Annotated in this window: 21 protein-coding genes; 14 read left to right on the top strand and 7 right to left on the bottom strand. The window is 72.8% G+C overall.

The features are described from left to right. The first annotated feature begins 27 nt into the window (after positions 1-27). The 5 genes from dctA (at position 28) to AB0C38_RS30365 (ending at position 4,542) form a co-directional block, all read left to right on the top strand. A complete protein-coding gene (gene dctA, locus AB0C38_RS30385) occupies positions 28-1,323 on the top strand; it encodes a C4-dicarboxylate transporter DctA (protein WP_360679856.1) in 1,296 nt (431 codons plus the stop codon). Positions 1,324-1,659: 336 nt separating this feature from the next. Continuing rightward, a complete protein-coding gene (locus AB0C38_RS30380; protein ID WP_360679853.1) occupies positions 1,660-2,028 on the top strand; it encodes a roadblock/LC7 domain-containing protein in 369 nt (122 codons plus the stop codon). A gap of 32 nt (positions 2,029-2,060) precedes the next feature. Continuing rightward, positions 2,061-2,426: a hypothetical protein gene (locus AB0C38_RS30375; protein WP_360680008.1), complete on the top strand. Its 366-nt coding sequence runs from the start codon at positions 2,061-2,063 to the stop codon at positions 2,424-2,426. An 18-nt stretch (positions 2,427-2,444) separates the two neighbouring features. Continuing rightward, positions 2,445-3,113, top strand: coding sequence for a hypothetical protein (locus AB0C38_RS30370; RefSeq protein ID WP_360679850.1), 669 nt, complete (start codon positions 2,445-2,447; stop codon positions 3,111-3,113). Positions 3,114-3,606: 493 nt separating this feature from the next. Then, positions 3,607-4,542: an MEDS domain-containing protein gene (locus AB0C38_RS30365; RefSeq protein WP_360679847.1), complete on the top strand. Its 936-nt coding sequence runs from the start codon at positions 3,607-3,609 to the stop codon at positions 4,540-4,542. On the opposite strand, the gene AB0C38_RS30360 is transcribed toward AB0C38_RS30365, so the two are convergent. Then, positions 4,539-5,057 (bottom strand): helix-turn-helix transcriptional regulator, encoded by a 519-nt coding sequence (locus AB0C38_RS30360; protein ID WP_360679844.1) that lies wholly within the window; start codon positions 5,055-5,057, stop codon positions 4,539-4,541. The two genes, AB0C38_RS30365 and AB0C38_RS30360, sit on opposite strands and share 4 nt — an antisense overlap. Before the next feature lie 170 nt (positions 5,058-5,227). On the opposite strand from AB0C38_RS30360, the gene AB0C38_RS30355 reads away from it, so the two are divergent. The 5 genes from AB0C38_RS30355 to AB0C38_RS30335 are packed head-to-tail and all read left to right on the top strand — an operon-like array spanning position 5,228 to position 9,295. After that, positions 5,228-6,229 (top strand): hydrogenase expression protein HypE, encoded by a 1,002-nt coding sequence (locus AB0C38_RS30355; RefSeq protein ID WP_360679841.1) that lies wholly within the window; start codon positions 5,228-5,230, stop codon positions 6,227-6,229. Beyond that, complete coding sequence (locus tag AB0C38_RS30350) at positions 6,226-6,681, top strand: NifU family protein (protein ID WP_360679838.1); 456 nt, start codon at positions 6,226-6,228, stop codon at positions 6,679-6,681. Before AB0C38_RS30355 ends, AB0C38_RS30350 begins: the two co-directional genes overlap by 4 nt. Further along, the gene (locus AB0C38_RS30345) at positions 6,678-7,298 is read left to right on the top strand and encodes a DUF5947 family protein (RefSeq protein WP_360679836.1); all 621 of its coding nucleotides are present in this window, start codon (positions 6,678-6,680) and stop codon (positions 7,296-7,298) included. The genes AB0C38_RS30350 and AB0C38_RS30345 overlap by 4 nt, the downstream gene beginning before the upstream one ends. 9 nt (positions 7,299-7,307) lie before the next feature. Next, entirely contained in the window at positions 7,308-7,988 is a 681-nt protein-coding gene (locus AB0C38_RS30340) for a response regulator transcription factor (protein ID WP_360679833.1), read from the top strand. After that, positions 7,985-9,295 (top strand): HAMP domain-containing sensor histidine kinase, encoded by a 1,311-nt coding sequence (locus tag AB0C38_RS30335; RefSeq protein WP_360679830.1) that lies wholly within the window; start codon positions 7,985-7,987, stop codon positions 9,293-9,295. The genes AB0C38_RS30340 and AB0C38_RS30335 overlap by 4 nt, the downstream gene beginning before the upstream one ends. A gap of 69 nt (positions 9,296-9,364) precedes the next feature. On the opposite strand, the gene AB0C38_RS30330 is transcribed toward AB0C38_RS30335, so the two are convergent. Both AB0C38_RS30330 and AB0C38_RS30325 read right to left on the bottom strand, forming a co-directional pair. Continuing rightward, positions 9,365-10,582: a DUF1501 domain-containing protein gene (locus AB0C38_RS30330; protein WP_360679827.1), complete on the bottom strand. Its 1,218-nt coding sequence runs from the start codon at positions 10,580-10,582 to the stop codon at positions 9,365-9,367. After that, positions 10,579-11,880, bottom strand: coding sequence for a DUF1800 domain-containing protein (locus AB0C38_RS30325; protein ID WP_360679824.1), 1,302 nt, complete (start codon positions 11,878-11,880; stop codon positions 10,579-10,581). Before AB0C38_RS30325 ends, AB0C38_RS30330 begins: the two co-directional genes overlap by 4 nt. 88 nt (positions 11,881-11,968) lie before the next feature. Between AB0C38_RS30325 and AB0C38_RS30320 the strand changes: the two genes are divergently transcribed. Both AB0C38_RS30320 and AB0C38_RS30315 read left to right on the top strand, forming a co-directional pair. Next, positions 11,969-12,463, top strand: a complete 495-nt coding sequence (locus tag AB0C38_RS30320) for a DinB family protein (RefSeq protein ID WP_360679822.1) — start codon at positions 11,969-11,971, stop codon at positions 12,461-12,463. A 10-nt stretch (positions 12,464-12,473) separates the two neighbouring features. Beyond that, on the top strand, positions 12,474-12,929 hold the full coding sequence (locus AB0C38_RS30315; protein WP_360679820.1) for a DUF664 domain-containing protein: 456 nt from the start codon (positions 12,474-12,476) through the stop codon (positions 12,927-12,929). On the opposite strand, the gene AB0C38_RS30310 is transcribed toward AB0C38_RS30315, so the two are convergent. From AB0C38_RS30310 to AB0C38_RS30300, 3 genes are all read right to left on the bottom strand, one after another. Continuing rightward, the gene (locus AB0C38_RS30310) at positions 12,926-13,093 is read right to left on the bottom strand and encodes a hypothetical protein (protein WP_360679818.1); all 168 of its coding nucleotides are present in this window, start codon (positions 13,091-13,093) and stop codon (positions 12,926-12,928) included. The genes AB0C38_RS30315 and AB0C38_RS30310 overlap by 4 nt on opposite strands. Before the next feature lie 253 nt (positions 13,094-13,346). Then, positions 13,347-14,729 carry an MDR family MFS transporter gene (locus AB0C38_RS30305; RefSeq protein WP_360679815.1) on the bottom strand — a complete coding sequence of 461 codons (1,383 nt, stop codon included), beginning with the start codon at positions 14,727-14,729 and terminating at the stop codon, positions 13,347-13,349. An 11-nt stretch (positions 14,730-14,740) separates the two neighbouring features. After that, the gene (locus AB0C38_RS30300) at positions 14,741-16,015 is read right to left on the bottom strand and encodes an alpha/beta fold hydrolase (RefSeq protein ID WP_360679812.1); all 1,275 of its coding nucleotides are present in this window, start codon (positions 16,013-16,015) and stop codon (positions 14,741-14,743) included. A 109-nt stretch (positions 16,016-16,124) separates the two neighbouring features. On the opposite strand from AB0C38_RS30300, the gene AB0C38_RS30295 reads away from it, so the two are divergent. Together AB0C38_RS30295 and AB0C38_RS30290 are read left to right on the top strand one after the other, a co-directional pair. After that, positions 16,125-16,727 carry a TetR/AcrR family transcriptional regulator gene (locus AB0C38_RS30295; RefSeq protein WP_360679809.1) on the top strand — a complete coding sequence of 201 codons (603 nt, stop codon included), beginning with the start codon at positions 16,125-16,127 and terminating at the stop codon, positions 16,725-16,727. 131 nt (positions 16,728-16,858) lie between these two features. Beyond that, a complete protein-coding gene (locus tag AB0C38_RS30290; protein ID WP_360679806.1) occupies positions 16,859-17,827 on the top strand; it encodes a sensor histidine kinase in 969 nt (322 codons plus the stop codon). 9 nt (positions 17,828-17,836) lie between these two features. Here AB0C38_RS30290 and AB0C38_RS30285 read toward each other — a convergent pair whose 3' ends face one another. Then, positions 17,837-18,529 carry a signal peptidase II gene (locus AB0C38_RS30285; RefSeq protein ID WP_360679803.1) on the bottom strand — a complete coding sequence of 231 codons (693 nt, stop codon included), beginning with the start codon at positions 18,527-18,529 and terminating at the stop codon, positions 17,837-17,839. Positions 18,530-18,671: the final 142 nt, after the last annotated feature.

The following is an 18,671-nucleotide window of genomic DNA, read 5'->3' as shown; positions in this document are numbered from 1 at the left end:
ACATTCAACGGAGAAACCGGAAGAACGATGAGCGAAACCCTCACCGCGGGCACCCCCGCGCGCGCCCGCAAGCCCTTCTACCGCGACCTGGCGTTCCAGGTCCTCGTCGGGGTCGCCGCGGGAGTGCTCGTGGGGGCGCTCGCGCCCTCGGTCGGCCACCACGTCCAGTTCCTGGGCGACATCTTCATCCACCTGATCCAGATGGTGGTCGGCCTGATCATCTTCTGCACGGTCACGCACGGCATCACCAGCGTCCGCGACCTCGGCAAGGTCGGGCGCATCGCGGTCAAGGCGCTGGTGTACTTCGAGGTGATCACCACGATCGCGCTGGTGATCGGCCTGGTCGTGGTGAACGTGCTCAAGCCCGGCTCGGGCATGCACATCGACCCGGCCACGCTGCACGCGAGCGGTTCGGCCACCGCACCGGCCAAGTCGGAGGGGTTCGACGCCTTCCTGGTCAGCCTCGTGCCGACGTCGGCGGTGCAGGCCTTCGCCGAGGGCGAGATCCTGCAGGTGCTCGTGTTCTCGGTGCTGTTCGCGTGCGGGCTGGCGTCGCTCGGGGAGAAGGCCCAGCCGGTGCTGGACTTCGTGGGCACCATCCAGCAGGCGCTGTTCTGGATCATCCGCAAGGTCATGCGGATCGCGCCGATCGCGGCCTTCGGGGCGATCGCCTACACGGTGTCGCGCTACGGCTTGGGCACGCTGCTCCCGCTCGGCCGGCTGATCGGCGTGTTCTACCTGATCTGCGTGCTGTTCTTCGTGCTGGTCCTGTGGCCGGTCTCGCGCTACGGCGGCTTCAGCCTGCTGAAGCTGATGCGCTACTTCCGCGCCGAGCTGATCCTGGTGCTGGGGACCAGCTCGTCGGAGAGCGTGTTCCCGCAGCTGACCGCGAAGCTGAAGAAGCTCGGCGTGGACGAGCCGGTGGTCGGGCTGGTGCTGCCCACGGCGTACAGCTTCAACCACGACGGCACGTGCCTGTACTTCGCGGCGGTGAGCGTGTTCCTGGCCCAGGCCACCGGCACCGACCTGGGCTGGCAGGCGCAGCTGGGCCTGCTGCTGGTGCTCCTGCTGACTTCGAAGGGCGGCGCGGGCGTGTCCGGCTCCGCGATCGCGGTCCTGGCCCTCACCTTGAGCGCGACCCACACGATCCCGGTGAGCAGCATCGCGCTCGTGCTGGGCGTGCACAGCGTCCTCTCGGCGGCCTTCGTGTTCACCAACATCGCGGGCAACTGCGTCGCGACCCTGGTCGTGGGCAAGTGGGAGAAGGCCGTCGACCGCGAGCGCCTGCACGCGGAACTGGACGCCGGTTACCAAGCGGCCTGAGGGCCAGCGCGCGGCGAATGGGCGAAAGGGAACCACCCGATCACGCAGAGATACAACCGTGATCGGGTGGTTCTCGTGGCATAAGCGCATTTCAGGACCTTTTCCGAAAATCCGGAACACCGGCGCCGCCTAGGGCGTGAGCAAGGGACATCGGTCCCGCCGGTGAATTTATTTCGGTTACACCAACGACCCTGCTTCACTCGATCGTGTAAAGGCGTCGGGGGAGCAACCGCCGTGGATAGGCGGGAAGTGATGATGGCGGTAGGGTCCCCGCCGCAGGGCAACCCGAACGGATGATCATTTTTTCGGCTGCCGGTTTACGAAGGAAAGAGTGAATTGGACTTCGACGCACTGGCCGCCGAGCTGCGCAATCTCCGGGAAAGCGTCGCCGGCGTGACGGGCACGGTGCTCGCCGCGGTCGACGGGATTCCCATCATCGCCGACGCGGTCGACTACATCGATCCGGCGAAGATCTCCGCGCTCGCCGCCGCCGATCTCGGGATCGCGCGCCAGGCCGCCGAGATGACCGGGAAGGGCACGCTCAGCCAGACCGTGGTGTTCGGCAGCGACGGCTACATGGCCGTGTACGCGGTGGGCCGGCTGGCGCTGATGGTCGTCCTGGGGGACAAGGGCTTGAACGTCGGGCGCCTCCTCTTCGAGTCCCGGCCCGTCATCGAGCGCATCGGCACGATCCTGGCCGCGTAGCAAGACGGTTCAACGGAAGGAAGAGCATCATGATGAACATCGATACCGCGCTCAAGGAAGCCATGTCCATCGCCGGCGCCGTCGGCGTCGCGCTGGTCGACTACGAAAGCGGGATGTCGCTCGGCACCAGCGGTGGCGGCGAGTGGCTCGACCTGGAGGTCGCCGCGGCCGGCAACACCGAGGTCGTGCGGGCGAAGCTGCGGGTGATGTCCTCGCTCGCGCTCAACGACTCCATCGAGGACATCCTGATCACGCTGCACCGCCAGTACCACCTGATCCGGCTGATCAACACCTCGCGCAACTCGCTGTTCCTGTACCTGGTGCTGGACCGGGAGCGGGCGAACCTCGCGCTGGCCCGCCACTACCTCAAGCGCATCGAAGGCGACCTGCAGGTGTAGCCCAGGGAGGAGAGAGCGATGACCGGAGGCGGCTCCCGCGCCGCACTCGTCATCGGCTCGGCGTTGATGCACGACCTCGGTTCGTTGTTCCCGGTGGCGATGAGCCTCGCCGGCGACGAGCTCGCGTTCACCTTCGTGTCGTCCTGCCCGTCGCCCGACGCCGTCGAGGAGTGGGTGCGGCTGCGGTCGGGCGCGGTCGTGGCCGACCGGGTGCTCCGCTTCTCCGTCGACGCGGACGGGCGGCGGATCCGCGTGGAGCTCGCCGGGACGCCGGTCCGGGCCCTGGTCGTGCTCGCGGCCGACGTCACGGCGGCGGTGGTGAACGCCCCGAGTCTCGGCCGCTGGCAGGACCAGATGCCCTGCACCCTGCAGCTCGCGCTGGACGAGCTCGCGCGGGTGCTGTCGCGCTGCCACCACCGCGCCGGCGGCGCCGAGCCGCTGATCGACCTGGATCTCGCGTACCGGCCGGACCCCGACTACGAGATCCGGGTGGCCGGCGCGCACGAGCGGGTGCGCCCGTTCATCGCGCCGGTCCGCCCGGTGCTCGCGATGCGCTGGCGCTCGACGACGTCGGCGCAGCGCAAGGCCTTCCTCGACGAGCTCCCGGACGGCGCGCCCGCCCGCGGCTGGCTCCGCCGCCGGCGCACCTTCCGGATCATGGGGCTGGAGCTGGAAGTTTCGTCCTGACCGGACCGGTTCGAGAACGACATCGGGGCCGGTCGGATGCACCGCGCGAGCGGGCATTCGGCCGGCCCCTTCGTCGTCCCCGCCGGTCGCCGCCCGGCGCGCGCGCCGGTCCCGTTTCCGTCCGCTGCGGGCCGAAACAATTACCCCACCTGGCCGGAATGGCGGTAATTGTTCTTCGAACACTTGGTCACAATGGTTTTCCGATGCGTTCCCGAAGCCTGTGGACAGTAGTGTCCGACGTCGTTCACGCTGAGACACATCTGGCCGGTGACCTGCTGTGTCGCAGCGGTTTCGCTCCCCGGCGCCACTGCTCCCCGCGCTGCCGATGCCCGCGCGCAGGTGGCGTGGCGGCAATTGCTCCGAACGGGTGCAATCAATTCGCCGGGTAATAGCCGGATCGGGTGCCGTCGAGTACGCTCCCAGCGATCTGCGGTAATTCCGGGGGAACCACGATGATCGTGACGAGCGATCGGCGACGGCTTCAGGAGGTTTCGTGCACGGGACTACTCCGGGACCCCGCTTCCGGCACCAGTGGTGCCTCTACGGCAGTGACGCCGAGTTCCTCGCGATGGCCGTCCCGTTCGCGCAGGACGGGTTGCGCCGGGGCGAACCGGTGCTGGTCACCACGACCGCGGCCAACCTGGAGCTGCTGCACGCCGTGATGGGCGCCGACGCCGACCGGATCGCCTTCGCCGAGTCGGCCTACATCGGCCGCCGGCCGGCGAAGCTGGCCAACGCCCTGCGCCGCTACTGGCACCGGCACCGGTCCACCGCGCCGACCGGCGCCGTCCGCGTCCTCGCCGAGCCCGTCCGGGCGGGCAGTCCTCGCGAAGAGGCCGCGTGGCAGCGCGCCGAAGCGGAGTTCAACGTGTCCCTGGCCGGCACCCACATCTGGCTGATCTGCCCGTACGACACGAGAACCCTCGACGCCGGCGCGGTCGAGCACGCCCGGCGCACCCACCCCGAGTGCGTCGTGGGCGGGGAGGCCCGGCCGTCCGCCGAGTTCGCCCCGCCCGGGGAGGCCGGTGGCGCCGGCCTCCCGGCGCCGCCGGGCTCCGCCGCCGACTTCTTCCGCTTCGAGGGCGATCTGGTCGCCGTCCGGCGGCACGTGCTGGACAAGGCGAGCGCTCTGCTCCGGTCCGAGGACACGGCGACGCTGTTCGGCGTCGCGGTCGGCGAAGCGATCGCCTACCTGCTCGAGCACGGCATCGACCGGGCGGCCGTCTGGGTGCGGCCGGCGGCCGGCCGGGTGGTGTGCACGCTGCACAGCGACCGGCCGGTCGACGGCCCGGCGTTCTACGGCCTCCGGCCCGCCGGCACCAGCCTGTGGATGACCGACCGGATCTGCGAATGGCTCGACGTCAGCTCCGACGCCGCGGGCTGCACCATCGAGCTGGCGATGCCCGCCGGGGGCCAGGACAGCGCCTAGGACACTTCTGTCTCCCGCCGCAGCCGGACGTCGCCGAACCGGTCTTCGATCCGGCGCAGGTCGCGGAGGCGAGGCTCGGTCTGCCCGCCGAGCCAGCGGGTCAGCGTCTTGGGGGACACGTCCAGCTGCTCGGCGGCGGTCTCCTTGGTGATCCCCCGGCTGCGCAGCGCCTCGGTCAGCCACTCGGCGAAGCTGGCGGCCGGTTCCAGCGGCGGGACGTCCGGGCCGGCGGCCCGCGTGTGGGAGGGGAGCACGTCGAACTCGACGCGGCCGGGGTACTTCCGGCACGAGACCTCCAGCACCCCGGACGGTCCGGCGGCGGTCAGCAGGGCCCGCAGGATCGTGTTGCCGATTTCGCGATCTTCCGCGTCGGCGAGCGGCGCGTCCCCGAGACAGCGCTGGACGAACTCCCGGATGTGCGGAACCGCGGACGGGCGGGCCGGAAAGATCTTCGTGACGATTTCGACCGGCACGACCTCGATCGACTTCCCCTGCGACCGGCCGGCCGATTCCATTTCGATCAATGTCCCTTCCGCGGAGGTGTTCAGTGTAGTCGCGGAAACGCGAAGCGCGGACGTCCGGTTTTGTTCCGCCGGTCGGTCAGGTGTGTCCGGACCGGTCTTGCCGCACCTGCCGGACGGGACTACGGTGGCCTCTTCTCGCGACCGCGGCGAAGGAGTCAACGATGGTCAGCGCCACGGAAGCCGGCTCCGGAAATCCACCACCCACCGTCCATATTCTGTGGATGAATGGCGGGCTGAGCTGCGACGGCGAATCAGTGGCCCTCACCGCGGCCACCCAGCCCAGTATCGAAGAGATCGTTCTCGGCGGGCTTCCCGGCCTCCCCGAGATCGCCATGCACTGGCCATTCCTCGATTTCCAGAGCGGGCCCGACGGCGGCCGGGACAGCTTCATCGAATGGTGGCACCGCGCGGCCCGCGGGGAGCTCGACCCGTTCATCCTGATCGTCGAAGGGTCCATCGCCGACGAGTCGAACAAGGCCGAAGGCTTCTGGAGCGGGTTCGGCACCGACCCCGAGACGGGGCAGCCGGTGACGGCGAGCGAATGGCTCGACCGGCTGGCGCCCCGGGCGATGGCGATCCTGGCGGTCGGCACCTGCGCCAGCTACGGGGGAGTGCACGCCATGGCGGGCAACCCCACCGGCGCGATGGGCGTGCCCGAGTACCTCGGCCGGGACTGGAAGTCGTGGGCCGGGCTGCCGATCGTGTGCCTGCCCGGCTGCCCGGTCCAGCCGGACAACCTCTCCGAGACCATCCTGCACCTGCTCTTCCAGGCGTCCGGGAGCGCGCCGCAGATCGACGTCGACGAGGCGCTGCGACCGAAGTGGCTGTTCGGGAACACCGTCCACGAAGGCTGCGACCGCGCCGGGTACTACGAACAGGAGGAGTTCGCCGACCGCCACGACTCCCCGCGCTGCCTGGTGAAGCTGGGGTGCTGGGGTCAGGTCGTCCGGTGCAACGTGCCCAAGCGCGGGTGGATCAACGGCGTGGGCGGCTGCCCGAACGTCGGCGGCATCTGCATCGGCTGCACCATGCCCGGGTTCCCCGACAAGTTCATGCCGTTCATGGAGGACCCGGCCGACGCCGGGGTGCCGACGGCGACGAACAGCGTGGCCGGGTCGGCGATCCGCATCCTGCGCGAGATCCGGACGGCGGGGAACCGGTGACACCCGCGGCCCGGGCCCGTCTCGGGACCCTGCTGGGCACCCTGCTCGCCGGGGAGCACCGGCGGCCCACCGAGGAGCTCGTCCGGCAGCTGACGGACCTGTACGGCGAAGGCCTGGCCCGCGTCGTCGAGGTCCTGCGCGAGAACGCTCCCGGCCTGCTCGGCTCGGTCGCCGCCGACGACGTCGTCGCCGACCTGCTGGTGCTGCACGACCTGCATCCCCTCGACGTGCCCACCCGGGTCCGGCGGGCCCTGGACCGGCTGGACGGGGACGTCGGGTACCTGGGCACCGACGGCGGGGTGGTGCGCGTGTGGCTCGGTGGCGGCTGCTCGCCCGTGCCCCGGTCCGCGGTGGAATTCGCCGTCCGGGACGCCGCGCCGGAGGTCACCGGCGTCGAGTACGTCACCGCGCTGTACCAGATCGGCGTCGGACCGCCGGGGCGTGCGTCATGAGTGTCCACAGTGGATCTTTCCCGGCCGTGCGGGCCCGGCAGGCGGTGCGGCCGGAACGCTGTGAGCTGTGCGGGACGCCGGTGGCCGGCCGCCACGGTCACCTGGTCGACACCGGCCGCCGGGGCCTGCTGTGCTCCTGCCGCGCGTGCTTCCTGCTGTTCACCCGGTGCGTGCGCGGGGACGCGCCCTACCGCGCGGTGCCGGAACGCTACCTGTGGGACCCCCGGCACCCCGTCGCCTGCCTCGACTGGCGCGAGCTCGGTGTCCCGGCCGGGTTCGCGTTCGTCCTGCGCCGCGGCACGCGCGTCACGGCGTTCCAGCCCGGCCCGGCCGGCGCCGCCGAGACCGTGCTGCCCCTCGACCTCTGGGCGGACCTCACCGCGGGCCACCCCCTGCTGGCGGTGGCGGAGCCGGACGTCGAGGCGATCGTGTTCCGGGGGACGGACCGGATCACGGAATGCTTCCTCGTCCCGGTCGACGCGTGCTACCGCCTGGTCGGGGCGGTCCGCCGGTTCTGGTCGGGGTGCGACGGCGGGCCGGAGATGCGCGCCCGCGTCGGCGAGCTGTTCGCGGAGATCCAACGGCGAGCGCGGCCGTTGTGCGGGGGCGAAGACTAGGCTGAACGGGTGGACGAGCCGACCGCCCCGCGCATCCTCGTGATCGAGGACGCCGAGGCGATCCGCGTGCCGGTGGCGGCCGCGCTGACCACCGCCGGGTTCGCGGTCCGGGCGTGCGCCGACGGCGCCGGGCTCGAAGCCGAGCTGGCCCGCGCCCGGCCCGACCTCGTCGTGCTCGACGTCATGCTGCCCGGCCGCGACGGGTTCGAGCTGCTGCGGGTGGTCCGGCGGCACTCGGCCGCGGGCGTGGTGATGCTGACCGCCCGGGACGGCGTCGAAGACCGGCTGCGCGGCCTGGGCGAAGGCGCCGACGACTACGTCGTGAAGCCGTTCGTGCTGGCCGAGCTCGTCGCGCGGGTGACCGCGGTGCTGCGCCGCACCGGCCGCACCCGGCCCACCATCGAGATCGGCGAGCTGGTGGTCGACGTCGAGGGCGGCCGGGTCCGCTACGGCGCCGCCGACGTCGAGCTGACCTCGACCGAGTGGAAGCTGCTCGTGCACCTCGCCGAACACCGCGACCGGGTGGTGTCGAAGACGCAGGTGCTCACCGCGGTGTGGGGCTACGGCGACTACGCGGCGAACCTCGTCGAGGTCAACGTGAGCGCGCTGCGCCGCAAGCTCGAGGCGCACGGCCCGCGCGTGCTGCACACGGTCCGGGGCCAGGGGTACGTCCTGCGCGGGAACTCGTGACCGGCCTGCGGACGACGTCGCTGCGCCGCCGGGTCACCGTCACCGTGCTGGTGGTCCTGGCGGTCGTGCTGGTCGCCGTCGGGATCGTCGTCGACACGGTGTTCCGCGCGCAGGCCGAGCGGGACGTCAACGCCGTGCTCACCGCGCGGGTGCAGCTGGCCCAGCAGCTGGCGAAGCAGAACGTGGCCCCGCAGAACCTGCTGCGGCGCTTGGAGACGCGGGGCGTGCGGGCGTCGCTGGCCTTGCCGGACGGGATGTTCCTCGGCGCGGCGGACCTGCCGGCCGACGACCGGATCCGCCAGGTGCGGGCGACGCTGTCCGGTCCGGCGCGGATCGACGGCGCGAAGCTGACGCTCACCGCCGACGAGTCGTTCGTGGCGGCGGCCGAGCAAAGCCTGCGGTGGGTGCTGCTCGCCACCGGCGTCGCTGCCCTGCTCGTCGCCGCGGTCGCGTTGCTGCTGGCCGTCCGGTTCGCGTTGGCGCCGCTCGACGCGATGACGCGGCTGGCGCGCACGATCGTCTCCGGCGGCCGCGGGGGCCGGCTCGCGCCGGAGCAGACCGGCACCGAGCTGGGTCGCGCGGCAGCTGCGTTCGACTCCGCGCTCGACGCCCTCGAAGGGGCGGAGCGGACGGCGCGGGCCTCGGAGGAGCGCACCCGCCGGTTCGTCGCGGACGCGGCCCACGAACTGCGAACCCCGCTGGCCGGGGTGCAGGCCGCGGCCGAGGCGTTGCTGCAGCAGCCGCCCGACGCGCCCGCGGAGCAGCGGGAGCACCTGCAGCTGCTGGTGGTCCGCGAGTCGCGGCGGGCCGGGAAGCTGGTGGCCGACCTGCTGGACCTCGCCCGGCTCGACGCCGGCGCGCGGCTCGAGCGGACCCCGGTTCCGCTGCTCGAACTGGCGCGGGGGCAGGCCGAGCAGGTGCGGCTGACCGCGCCGGACGTCGAGATCATGGTCTCGGGCCCGGACACGCGGGTGTTCGGCGACCGCGCCCGGCTCACGCAGATCGTGGCGAACCTGACCGGCAACGCCGTACGCGCGATGGACGGTCGCGGCACGCTCTCGCTGGAGGTCACCGGGGACGGGATCGTCGTGACCGACACCGGGCCGGGTGTGCCGGGCCCGGACCGCGAGCGGATCTTCGACCGCCTGGTCCGTCTCGACGCGGCCCGCGGTGCTGAAGGGGGATCCGGCCTCGGGCTGCCGATCGCCCGCGGCTTCGCCCGTGCCCACGGTGGTGACCTGTGGTGCGAGGCCGCGCCGGGCGGGGGAGCGCGGTTCCGGCTGGCCGGGCTGCCTCCGGTGTCATGAACGACTCGTTCATCTCGTCCGACGCCATGAAAGAGTCGTTCATGACCTCCGGGCCGGGAGGGAGCCGCGTCAGGTGAACAGGCCGGCCATGCGTCCACTGTGGCCCGGCAGCACCTGACCCGCGTCCGTTCCCAGCACGTCCTCGACGAGACTCGCGTAGACGTCGCGGAAGTCGGTGGTGAGCTTGAGATCGCCGTCGTCGAGGTCGGTCAGGCTCGGCTCCGCGCCGTGGAACCCGCCTTTGACACCCTGGCCGAGCACGAACACCGGGCCCGCGGTGCCGTGATCGGTGCCCTGGCTCGCGTTGGCCGTCACCCGGCGGCCGAACTCCGAGTACACCAGCACCGTCGCCTGCTTGCCGCGGTCGGACTTCGCCAGCCGCTGGGCGAACGGCGTCAGCGCGCCGTCCAGCTCGGTGAGCAGCCGCTGCTGGGTGCCGCGTTCGTCGGCGTGCGTGTCGAACCCGCCCAGCGACACCGAGTACACCCGCGTCGGCACGCCCGCTTCGATCAGACCGGCGACGACGTCGAGCTGCGCGGCCAGCTCTCCCTTGCGGGGCTGCGTCTTCCCCTTGTCCTTTGTGGACCCGCCCAGGGTGGTGACCGCACGGTGCAGGTCGTTCACCGAACGCGCCGCGCGCGCCTGCCAGAACCCCTCGCCGGCCTGCGCCGCGCCGAGGCCCTCGAACGCCTTGCCCAGCGCGCCTTCCGGCAGTTTCAGCCCGCCGACCGGCAGCGACGCGGCGGCGGTCCGTTCCCCGGCCAGCATCGGCGGCAGCACCGGGTCGACGGACACCGCGCGCAGCGGGTCGTCGCCGGTGGCGTCCAGCCAGCGGCCGAGCCAGCCGGTCGGCACCGACGTCTCCGGCGACGCGGTCTGCCAGATCGCCATCGACCGGAAGTGGCTGTGGTCCGGCTTCGGGTAGCCCACCCCGCGCAGCACGGCGAGCTGCCCGCCGTCCCAGAGGCTCTTGAAGCCCTTCATGCCCGGGTTGAGTCCGAGGCCCTCGCCGAGGTCGAGCACCTCTTCGGGCTTGTACGCCAGCTCCGACCGGGCGTTCACGTAGGCGGAGTCGCTGGCCGGCACGACCGTGTTGAGCCCGTCGTTGCCGCCGTAGAGCGTGACGACGACGAGGACGCCCGCGTCCGGGTCGAGCGGGTTCTCCCCGGCGGCCGACATGAGCCGGCCCCAGTCGACCTGGGTGGCCCCGGCGGCCAGCGCGGCCGCGGCCGTCACCCCGGTCGCGGTGAGGAACCGGCGTCGGTTCACCTGCTGCACGATCGTCACCCGCTCACTGCGTATTCGGGGGCACAAGCGGCCACTGTGGACAGTTGACGCACGTTGCCGGCGACACCGGCCAGCGCGGCCCGGGTCCGGTCGGACCAGGCGTCCACGCCGAGGAGGTCCCCGATCGCGGCGACCTTGTCGCGCGCCTTCGTCACCGCGCCGAGGTCGGCGTGCTCGGTGACCTGCTGCGCCAGGTGCAGCCGCGCGACGCCCGCGGACGTCGTCAGCCAGGCGCCACCCGCCGCCCAGCCCCCGACGCTGGGTGGCTGGAACGGCACCTGGCCCATCCCGCGCAGCCCGGTCAGCAGCTGCGCGCGGGTCTTGTCGTCGAGCTTGCCCGGCCGGACGCCGAGGGCGCGCAGCAGCCCGGCCAGCCACTCGACCGGCTGCTTGACCAGCGACGTCGCGCTGTCGCGGAACGCCGGCTCGTCGGTGACCGCGCGCAGCAACGCCCGGATGTCGCGGCCCCGCCCGTAGGCGGCCACCAGCCGGTTGAGGGTGTCCGCGGGCGGCGGCGTCGCGGACACGAGCCGGAACCAGACGCGCCCGGCCACGAACGCCGCCGACTCCGGCCGGCTCAGCACGAGGTCCACGAAGGACTGCGCGGCGAAGTCGCCGGTGGCACCGAGGATCTTCTTGACGCCGTCGTCGTGCCGCTTGGCGACCAGCTTCGCGCCGTCGGTGTCGCGCTTGGCCGACCAGCCGGTGAGCGCGCGGGCGGCTTCGCGGACGTCGTCCTCGGTGTAGTGCCCGACGCCGAGGGTGAACAGTTCCATGAACTCGCGGGCGAGGTTCTCGTTGGGCTTGCCCGCCTTGTTGCTGCTGCCGTCGAGCCACAGGAGCATCGCCGGGTCGACGACCATCGCGCGGGCCAGGTCGGTGAAGCCGCCGAGCGCGTGCTCGCGCTGGGTCCGGTTCTGCGCGAGCATCAGCCGCGGGCTGCGGACCTTCTGTTCACTGGTGGCGAAGTGCCCGTGCCAGAACCAGGTGAGCCGTTCCACCGACGCGACGTCGGCGGCGGCCATCCGGTCCAGCCACCAGTCTGCGGCCTGTGCCGCCTGGGCCTGCACCTGCTTCCTCGCCTGCTGCTTCGCGGCCTGGTCCGCGTCCTTGCCGGGCTTGTCCGGCGGCGGGCCGAGGTCGGGCATCGGCGTCGCGGCCGCCCCGGCGTCCGGGCCGGCGCCGAGCAGCCGGTCGCGGGTCTCGGCGAAGCCCCGGTCGAGATCACCGGGCCGGGGCCCGAAGCCGAGGCGGTCGTGCAGCCGGCGGACGGCCGCTCGTTCGGAGAGCACCACCATGCCCCGATCCTGCGGCGCGCGACCGCGTCGCGGCGAGCCGGCGGGGTGTTTCTTAAGCCGATCCACAGCCACGCCGTAAGGTCGGGGGGTGACGCCACCGCTTACCCCGGACGAGCAGGTCGCCGCCGGCGGCGAACGTGAGGTGCTGGAAACGTTCCTGGACCTGTACCGGGGCATAGTCGTCCGGAAGGTGTCGGGTCTGCCCGCGGAAGCGGCGCGCCGCCGGCTGGTGCCCTCGCCGACGACCCTCGCCGGGCTCGTGCGGCACCTGGCGTCGGTCGAACGGGAGTGGTTCACCGGCGTCCTGGACGGGCGGCCCGTGGCCGGCGCGGCGGACGACGGCTGGACCGTCGACGACGGCACCGACGTCGAGGTCCTCGTCGCGGACTACGAACGCGCCTGCGCGGAATCCCGGCGGGTGGCCGCGAGGTTCGCGCTCGACGACACCGTGCCCTCGCCCCGGCTCGGCCGGGTTTCGCTGCGGTGGATCTACGTCCACCTGATCGAGGAGACCGCGCGGCACGCCGGGCACGCGGACATCCTCCGCGAGCAGGTCGACGGCGCCACCGGCTTCGACGGGTGAGGGAGCACGGATGCGGATCAGCGACGAGGACTACCTGTGGTTCGCCGGCCGGGCCCTGGACGGGATGGCGGCGATCCTCGCGGAGCTGGGCGACGACCGGGCCAACCGGCGGCCACCCCTGCCCGGCGCGAACACGCCCTACGCGATCGTCACGCACTGCCTGGGCGTGCTCGAGTTCTGGGCCGGCTCGCTCGTCGCCGGCCGCGCGGTGGAGCGGGACCGGGACGCGGAGTTCACCGCGTCGGGCCCGGTGAGCGTGTTGGCCGAGCGGGTGGCCGCCGCCAAGGACCAGCTGCGCGCCGACCTGACGGTGGCCGAGCCCGCCGAGCCGCTGCGCGCCCCGGCGCCCGCCAAGTACGCGGACACCCCGGCAGGCCGGTCCCAAGGCGGTGCGCTGCAGCACGTGTACGAAGAGCTGGCGCAGCACCACGGCCAGCTCGAGCTGACCCGCGACATCCTCCGCTAAAGCCGGTCGGCGAGCATCGTCGCCAGCGTGGTGCAGACCTCGTCCCGGTGCTTGCGCAGGTAGATGCGCAGCGACGTCACCGGCCCGGTGCAGCATTTCCGGTAGTTCGCCATCGACTTGGCCGGGACGTAGGAAGTGGCCGACGCGATGATCCACGGGGTCACGTACTTGCCCTCGTAGCGGCACCGGAACTGGGCGCCGGGGACGAAGCAGCTCCGCGGTGATCTTCGCGGGCGACGCCGGCGGCGTGAACGGCGGCTTGCCGTGGTCACCGCAGTCGTGGCAGACCGGGCGGTCGTGAACTTCGCCGGGCGACCGGCGGTGGGGGCGGGAGCCGTGCAGGCGGCGCAAGCGAGTGCGGCCGCGAGCGCGACCCCGGATCTCCGCATTTCGCCAATGTAGCTTGAAAACGACGCGTCACCGAGAGGTCGAGCGAAGCGGGACCTCCCGGATGCGCCACGCGGCAACGGCCGCGAGCCCGGCGGCGAGGGCGGCGACGGTGAAGACGCGCGGCATCCCCGTCTCCAGCGGGCCGGTGGCCAGCAGCGCGCCGAACGCCGACGTGCCGACCGCGCCGCCGATCGTGCGGAACATGGTCGTGTTCGCCGTCGCCACGCCGATCTCCGCCGCCGGGACCGTGTTCTGGGCGATCAAGGTCATCAGCTGCGTGGTCAGGCCGAGGCCGGCGCCGACGAGCACGAGCGCGCCGCTGGTGAGCCAGACCGGTGTGCCGGTGTGGCCGGTGGCGAGCACCGCGCACCCCGCCGCCATCGCCGACGCGCCGACGATCGGGAAGATCCGGTACCGGCCGGTCCGGCTGCTCACCCGCCCGGCCACCTGGGACGCGACCACGACGGCCAGCGTCATCGGCAGGAGCAGCGTGCCGGAACCCGACGCCGACGCGCCCTGCACGGTCTGCTGGAACAGCGGCACGAACGTGATCGTGCCGAAGCTGACCACGCCGACGACGAAGACCACCACGGTCGTCAGCCGGATGTTGCGCTCGGCGAACAGGCTCAGCGGCAGGACCGGTTCGCGGCTTCGCCGTTCCACGCCCACGAAGGCCCCGAACGCCACGACCGTGACCGGCACCAGCACCACCAGTGGCCCGGTGCCGGTGGTGAGCAGGAGCAGCCCGGTCACGGCGGTCGTGAGCAGCAGCGCGCCCGCGACGTCCAGGTGCACCCGGCGCCGGGGCACCGGCGGCACGAGCAGGACGACCGCGGTGGCCGCGAACACGACCAAGCCGAGCGGGAGGTTGAGGTAGAAGTTCCAGCGCCAGCCCAGAAAGCTGGTCACGAAGCCGCCGAAGAGCGGCCCGCCGATCTGCCCGGCCGCCATGACACTCGCCGTCAGGCCTTGGTAGCGGCCGCGGTCGCGCGGCGGGACCAGGACCCCGATCAGGGACAGCGCGCCGACGGCCAGCCCGCCACCGCCCAGGCCCTGGACCGCGCGGAACGCGATCAGCTGCGTCATGTCCTGGGCGAACCCGCACGCCACGGAGGCGAGGGTGAAGAGCGCGATCGCGCTCAGGTGCACGCGTTTGCGTCCGTAGAGGTCCCCGAGCTTGCCCCAGATCGGCGTGGAGGCGGCCGTCGTCAGGGTGTAGGCGGTGACGACCCACGAAAGCCGGTCGAGGCCGCCGAGCTGGCCGACGATCGTGGGCATCGCCGTGCCGACGACGGTGGTGTCGAGCATCGCGAGCAGCATGCCGAGCAGCAGCACCGCGAACGCCGCGCGCAGCCGCGCCGGGCTCATCGGCGCCGCGGCCGGGCCGGGGCGTGGCGGGGAGACGACCATGACGGCTCCCCTCAGGCGCCGAGAACGAGGTCGGCGACGCGGTCCGGTTGTTCGAGCTGCGGCTGGTGGCCCGCTTCGCGCACGACCGCGAACTCGGCGCCTTCGTCGTCCTGCCCGGCGAAAGCCGCCGCGTAGGCCCGTCCGTAGGACAGGTCGGCGATCCCGTCGCTTTCGCCCCAGACGACCCGAACCGGCAGCCGCACCGATTCGAGCCGGGCCCGCAGCGCCGGGTCGTGCATGTACGGGTCGCCGGCGTAGCCGTTCAGGGCCGCGGCGTTGCCCCGCATCGCGGCGAGGCGCTCGGGCGGCAGCAGGCTCGGGTCCAGCCGGAAGCGGTCGGGGGAGTGGAAGACGAAGTCGGCGAGCTTGTCCGGCGGGATCGTCGACAGGTCGGTGATCGGGTGCCCGTCGACGGTGATCCCGACGGCGTCCAGCAGCACGAGCCGGCCGATGCGGTGCGCCGAAGCGTCCCCGGCGTCGCGGGCCGCCTGCTCGTCGACGCCCATCTGCGCCGCGATCCACCCGCCGACCGAGTTGCCGGCGACGAGGACGTCACTCAGCCCCAGTTCGCCGAGCAGTCGCCGGAAGACCTGGGCCAGCCCGGGAACGCCGGTCACACCGCCGGCGGCCGGGGTGCCGTCGAAGCCGGGGATGACCGGCGTGAGCACCCGCGAGCCGCGCGCGGCGAGGAGAGCGGCCAGGCCCGCCACCGAAGCCGGGCCCGCGCCGCCGTGCAGCAGCAGGACCGGCCGCCCGGCACCGCGCTCTTCGACCCGGACGACCACGCCGTCGCCGAGCCGGACGTCGGTGCTCACCGGCGTCTCGCTCGCGTACGTCGTCGCCGGTTCGGTGTGGTAGCGGGCCATGATCCCGGTGATTTCGTCGCCCTGCGCGGGCCGGCCGGCCTCGGCGGCGAACGCGCGCAGGTCGCGGAAGTACTGGACGTAGAGGTCCGGGGTGAAGGTGTTGAGGATGACCGCGGGCTCGTCGCCCGGGTTCGCGAAGGTGTGCGGCGCGCCCGGCGGCACCATGACGAGACTTCCGGCCGGGGCGTCGTGGGTCTCTTCGCCCACCGTGAAGCGGACCGTGCCGCGCACGACGTAGAAGCCCTCGTCGTGCTGGGCGTGCCGGTGCTGCGGCGGGCCGGGCGTGTGCGGGGCGACGACGATCTCGCCGAGGCCCAGGCGGTGGCCGGTGGTGCTGCCGTCTTCGAGGATCCGCAGCCGGATCGGGCCCGTCAGGGTGAGCTCGCCGTCTTCGGGCCCGACGATCGCGATGCGTGTCATTCCGCTCCTTATGAGAGTCAACCTTCACGAAGAAGGTAAACCCTCATCTGGCGTTCGTGCAAGTGGACTCTTATGATGAGAGTTGGCTCAGGTAGGAAAGGCGGCGGTGATGGACGGCGGACGGGTCAACCAGAAGCGGCGGACGCGCAACGCGATCCTGGACGCCGCGACCGAGCTCGTCCGGGCCGGCCGGGCGGTGACGATGCCCGAGGTCGCCAAGGCCGCGGAGGTGTCCGAGGCGACCGCTTACCGCTACTTCCCGGACCTGGCGAGCCTCCTGCGGGAAGCCGTCGCGGGAACGCTCTTCGACCCGGCCGAGGCGCTCGCGCCGCTCGCCGGCCAGGCGGATCCCGTCGTCCGCGTCGCCGCCGCGACGGAGCACCTGCTGCGGCACGTCCTGCTCCACGAGGGCGCGGTCCGCGCCATGATCGCGGCGACCATCACCCGCCCCGCCGGCCCGACCCCCCGGCCCGGCCTGCGCTTCGGCCTCATCGAGGCGGCGCTGGCCCCGCCGGCCGAGCTGGCCGGGCTCGGCGCGCGGGCGGTGGCTCAGCTGAAGCGCGACCTCGCGGTCGTCATGAGTGCCGAGGCGCTCTTCGGGCTCACCGACCTCCACGGGCTGCCCGCCGAGGAGGCCGTCGAGAGCATCGTGCACACCGCGAGCGTGCTCACGCGGACCGCAGTCGGTGAAGGATTTTCCGGGCGACGCTGACGGTCCCGCATCGCCGTTCCGGGGCGTGGGGCGGCGGCGTACTCTCGGACCGTGCAGAGGGCGACACAACGGGACAGCGAGCCGGTTTCCCCGGTCCGCGGCCTGCCCGGTGTCCGCGTGGGGCGTGGGTCGTGAGCGCCGCGCCGAAGACCACCCGCCGGGGCCACGACCACGCCGCCGTCAGCTACGGCTCGGACGCCGAACTGCTCGCCGTCGCGGTGCCGTTCCTCGAAAGCGGGCTGGCCGCGGGTGAGCCGACCTTCGTGTCCCTGACGCCGGACCGGGCCGAGCTGGTGCGCCGGGCACTCGCCCCGTCGGCGGGCGCGCAGTACCTGACCGCGGACGACCACTACGCGCGGCCCGCCGCCGCGATCAAGTCCTACCGCGAGCTGATGGCCGGGCTCGTCGCCAACGGCGCCGCGGGCATTCGCATCCTCGGCGAGCTCCCGCGCGTCGCGATCGACACGTCGTGGGACTGGTGGGCCCGCTACGAGGCCGCGGTCAACCACGCCTACGACGAGTTCCCGCTGCGCACCATCTGCGCCTACGACAGGCGGACCACCCCGCCGCACGTGCTCGACGACGTCGCCCGCACGCACCCCTTCGTCGCCACGTCCGGCGGCGGGCGCCACGGCAACGCGGACTTCGTCGACCCGGTGGCGTTCCTGGCCGATCCCCGGCCGATGACGCTCCACCCGATCCAGCACACCGCCCCGCTCGTGGAGCTCGCCGACCCGCCGCCCTCGGCCGCCCGCCGGGCCGTGCTCGCCCTCACCGGGACCGACCTGCCCGCCGCCGAGATCGACGACCTCGTCCTGGCGGTCAGCGAGATCGTCGACAACGCGGCGCGCCACGGCAGGCCGCCCGTCGTGCTGCGGATCTGGGCGGACGCCGACCACGTGGTCGTGACCGTGCACGACACGGGCGAGGGCCCCGCCGACCCGTTCGCCGGCCTGCTGCCCGCCGACCGCCACATCGGCGGCCGCGGCCTGTGGATCGCGCACCAGATCTGCAGCCAGGTGACCCTGCACCGCGACGAGACGGGCTTCACCGCCCGGCTCACCGCGGGGAACCCGTGGCGCCACCGCGCCACGGACTGAGCCTCCGGCTCACCGGGTCTCGGCGGTCCGGTGGTAGCGAGGGGGATGTGTCGCCCCGCCGTAGTGGGTGGCCCCGAGCGTCACGGCGGCGACGAGCACGGCGGCGCCGGTGACGGTCAGGATCCGCGCCGGGGTGCGCAGCCGCAGCGGCGGGCGGGGGATGTCGGCGCCGGCGTGGGACAGCTTCGCCGTGGCCCACCGGTAGCCCTGGGCGAGGGCGAACACCAAGGTCGCCCCGATGATGAAGAAGTCCGCGACGTTGAAGGTGTACTTGCCGAGCGGGACGAAGTCGATGGCGCCGCGGACGCTGCCCGGCGCGGACAGGTGGTGCAGCCCGAGGCGGTCGAGCAGGTTGCTGGTCCAGCCGCCGATCGCCAGCGCGGCCGGCGCCCGCAGGAGCACCGGGTGCCGGCGGCGCAGGAGGAGCAGCACGGCGGCCGTCAGCGTCGCGCTGCCGAGGAGGTCGAGCACCGCCCCCGTCACCGGACCGGCGTACCAGGCGCCGACGACCGGCCCGACCAGCGGGTTGCCGCCGTAGTTGATGTGCGCCCGGGGTACTTCGCGCCAGGCCCACGCTTTGGTCACCTGGTCCGCGACGACGACCAGGACCAGGGCGAACGCCGTCCACGGCGGCCGGGAGACCGTCGCGCCGAGACTTGCCGCTTCGAGCCGGGTCGTCCCGGCGGTGCCGTCATGGGTCATCGCTGCCTCACAGCCCGGGCCGGGCGACCACGGCCCATGACTCGACCGGGCGGCGGGGGCAGCGTGGAATCGCGGGGTTGGGGAATACCCCACCGGCGACGCCGTCAAACCCCGCCCGCGGAAACGCCTATGTCCATTGTGG

Source organism: Amycolatopsis sp. NPDC048633, from assembly GCF_040650695.1.
Classification (GTDB): domain Bacteria; phylum Actinomycetota; class Actinomycetes; order Mycobacteriales; family Pseudonocardiaceae; genus Amycolatopsis.
The sequence above is the reverse complement of the archived record's forward strand: the minus strand, read 5'-3'. Positions and strand labels throughout refer to the sequence as shown.

Bases quoted from the DNA above. Each gene is read 5' to 3' on its own strand.
- AB0C38_RS30305 (WP_360679815.1), bottom strand. From the start codon at position 14,729: ATGGTCGTCTCCCCGCCACGCCCCGGCCCGGCCGCGGCGCCGATGAGC.
- AB0C38_RS30360 (WP_360679844.1), bottom strand. From the start codon at position 5,057: ATGGAATCGGCCGGCCGGTCGCAGGGGAAGTCGATCGAGGTCGTGCCG.
- AB0C38_RS30375 (WP_360680008.1), top strand. From the start codon at position 2,061: ATGAACATCGATACCGCGCTCAAGGAAGCCATGTCCATCGCCGGCGCC.
- AB0C38_RS30370 (WP_360679850.1), top strand. From the start codon at position 2,445: ATGACCGGAGGCGGCTCCCGCGCCGCACTCGTCATCGGCTCGGCGTTG.
- AB0C38_RS30300 (WP_360679812.1), bottom strand. From the start codon at position 16,015: ATGACACGCATCGCGATCGTCGGGCCCGAAGACGGCGAGCTCACCCTG.
- AB0C38_RS30315 (WP_360679820.1), top strand. From the start codon at position 12,474: ATGCGGATCAGCGACGAGGACTACCTGTGGTTCGCCGGCCGGGCCCTG.
- dctA (WP_360679856.1), top strand. From the start codon at position 28: ATGAGCGAAACCCTCACCGCGGGCACCCCCGCGCGCGCCCGCAAGCCC.
- AB0C38_RS30285 (WP_360679803.1), bottom strand. From the start codon at position 18,529: ATGACCCATGACGGCACCGCCGGGACGACCCGGCTCGAAGCGGCAAGT.
- AB0C38_RS30295 (WP_360679809.1), top strand. From the start codon at position 16,125: ATGGACGGCGGACGGGTCAACCAGAAGCGGCGGACGCGCAACGCGATC.
- AB0C38_RS30325 (WP_360679824.1), bottom strand. From the start codon at position 11,880: ATGGTGGTGCTCTCCGAACGAGCGGCCGTCCGCCGGCTGCACGACCGC.
- AB0C38_RS30355 (WP_360679841.1), top strand. From the start codon at position 5,228: ATGGTCAGCGCCACGGAAGCCGGCTCCGGAAATCCACCACCCACCGTC.
- AB0C38_RS30345 (WP_360679836.1), top strand. From the start codon at position 6,678: ATGAGTGTCCACAGTGGATCTTTCCCGGCCGTGCGGGCCCGGCAGGCG.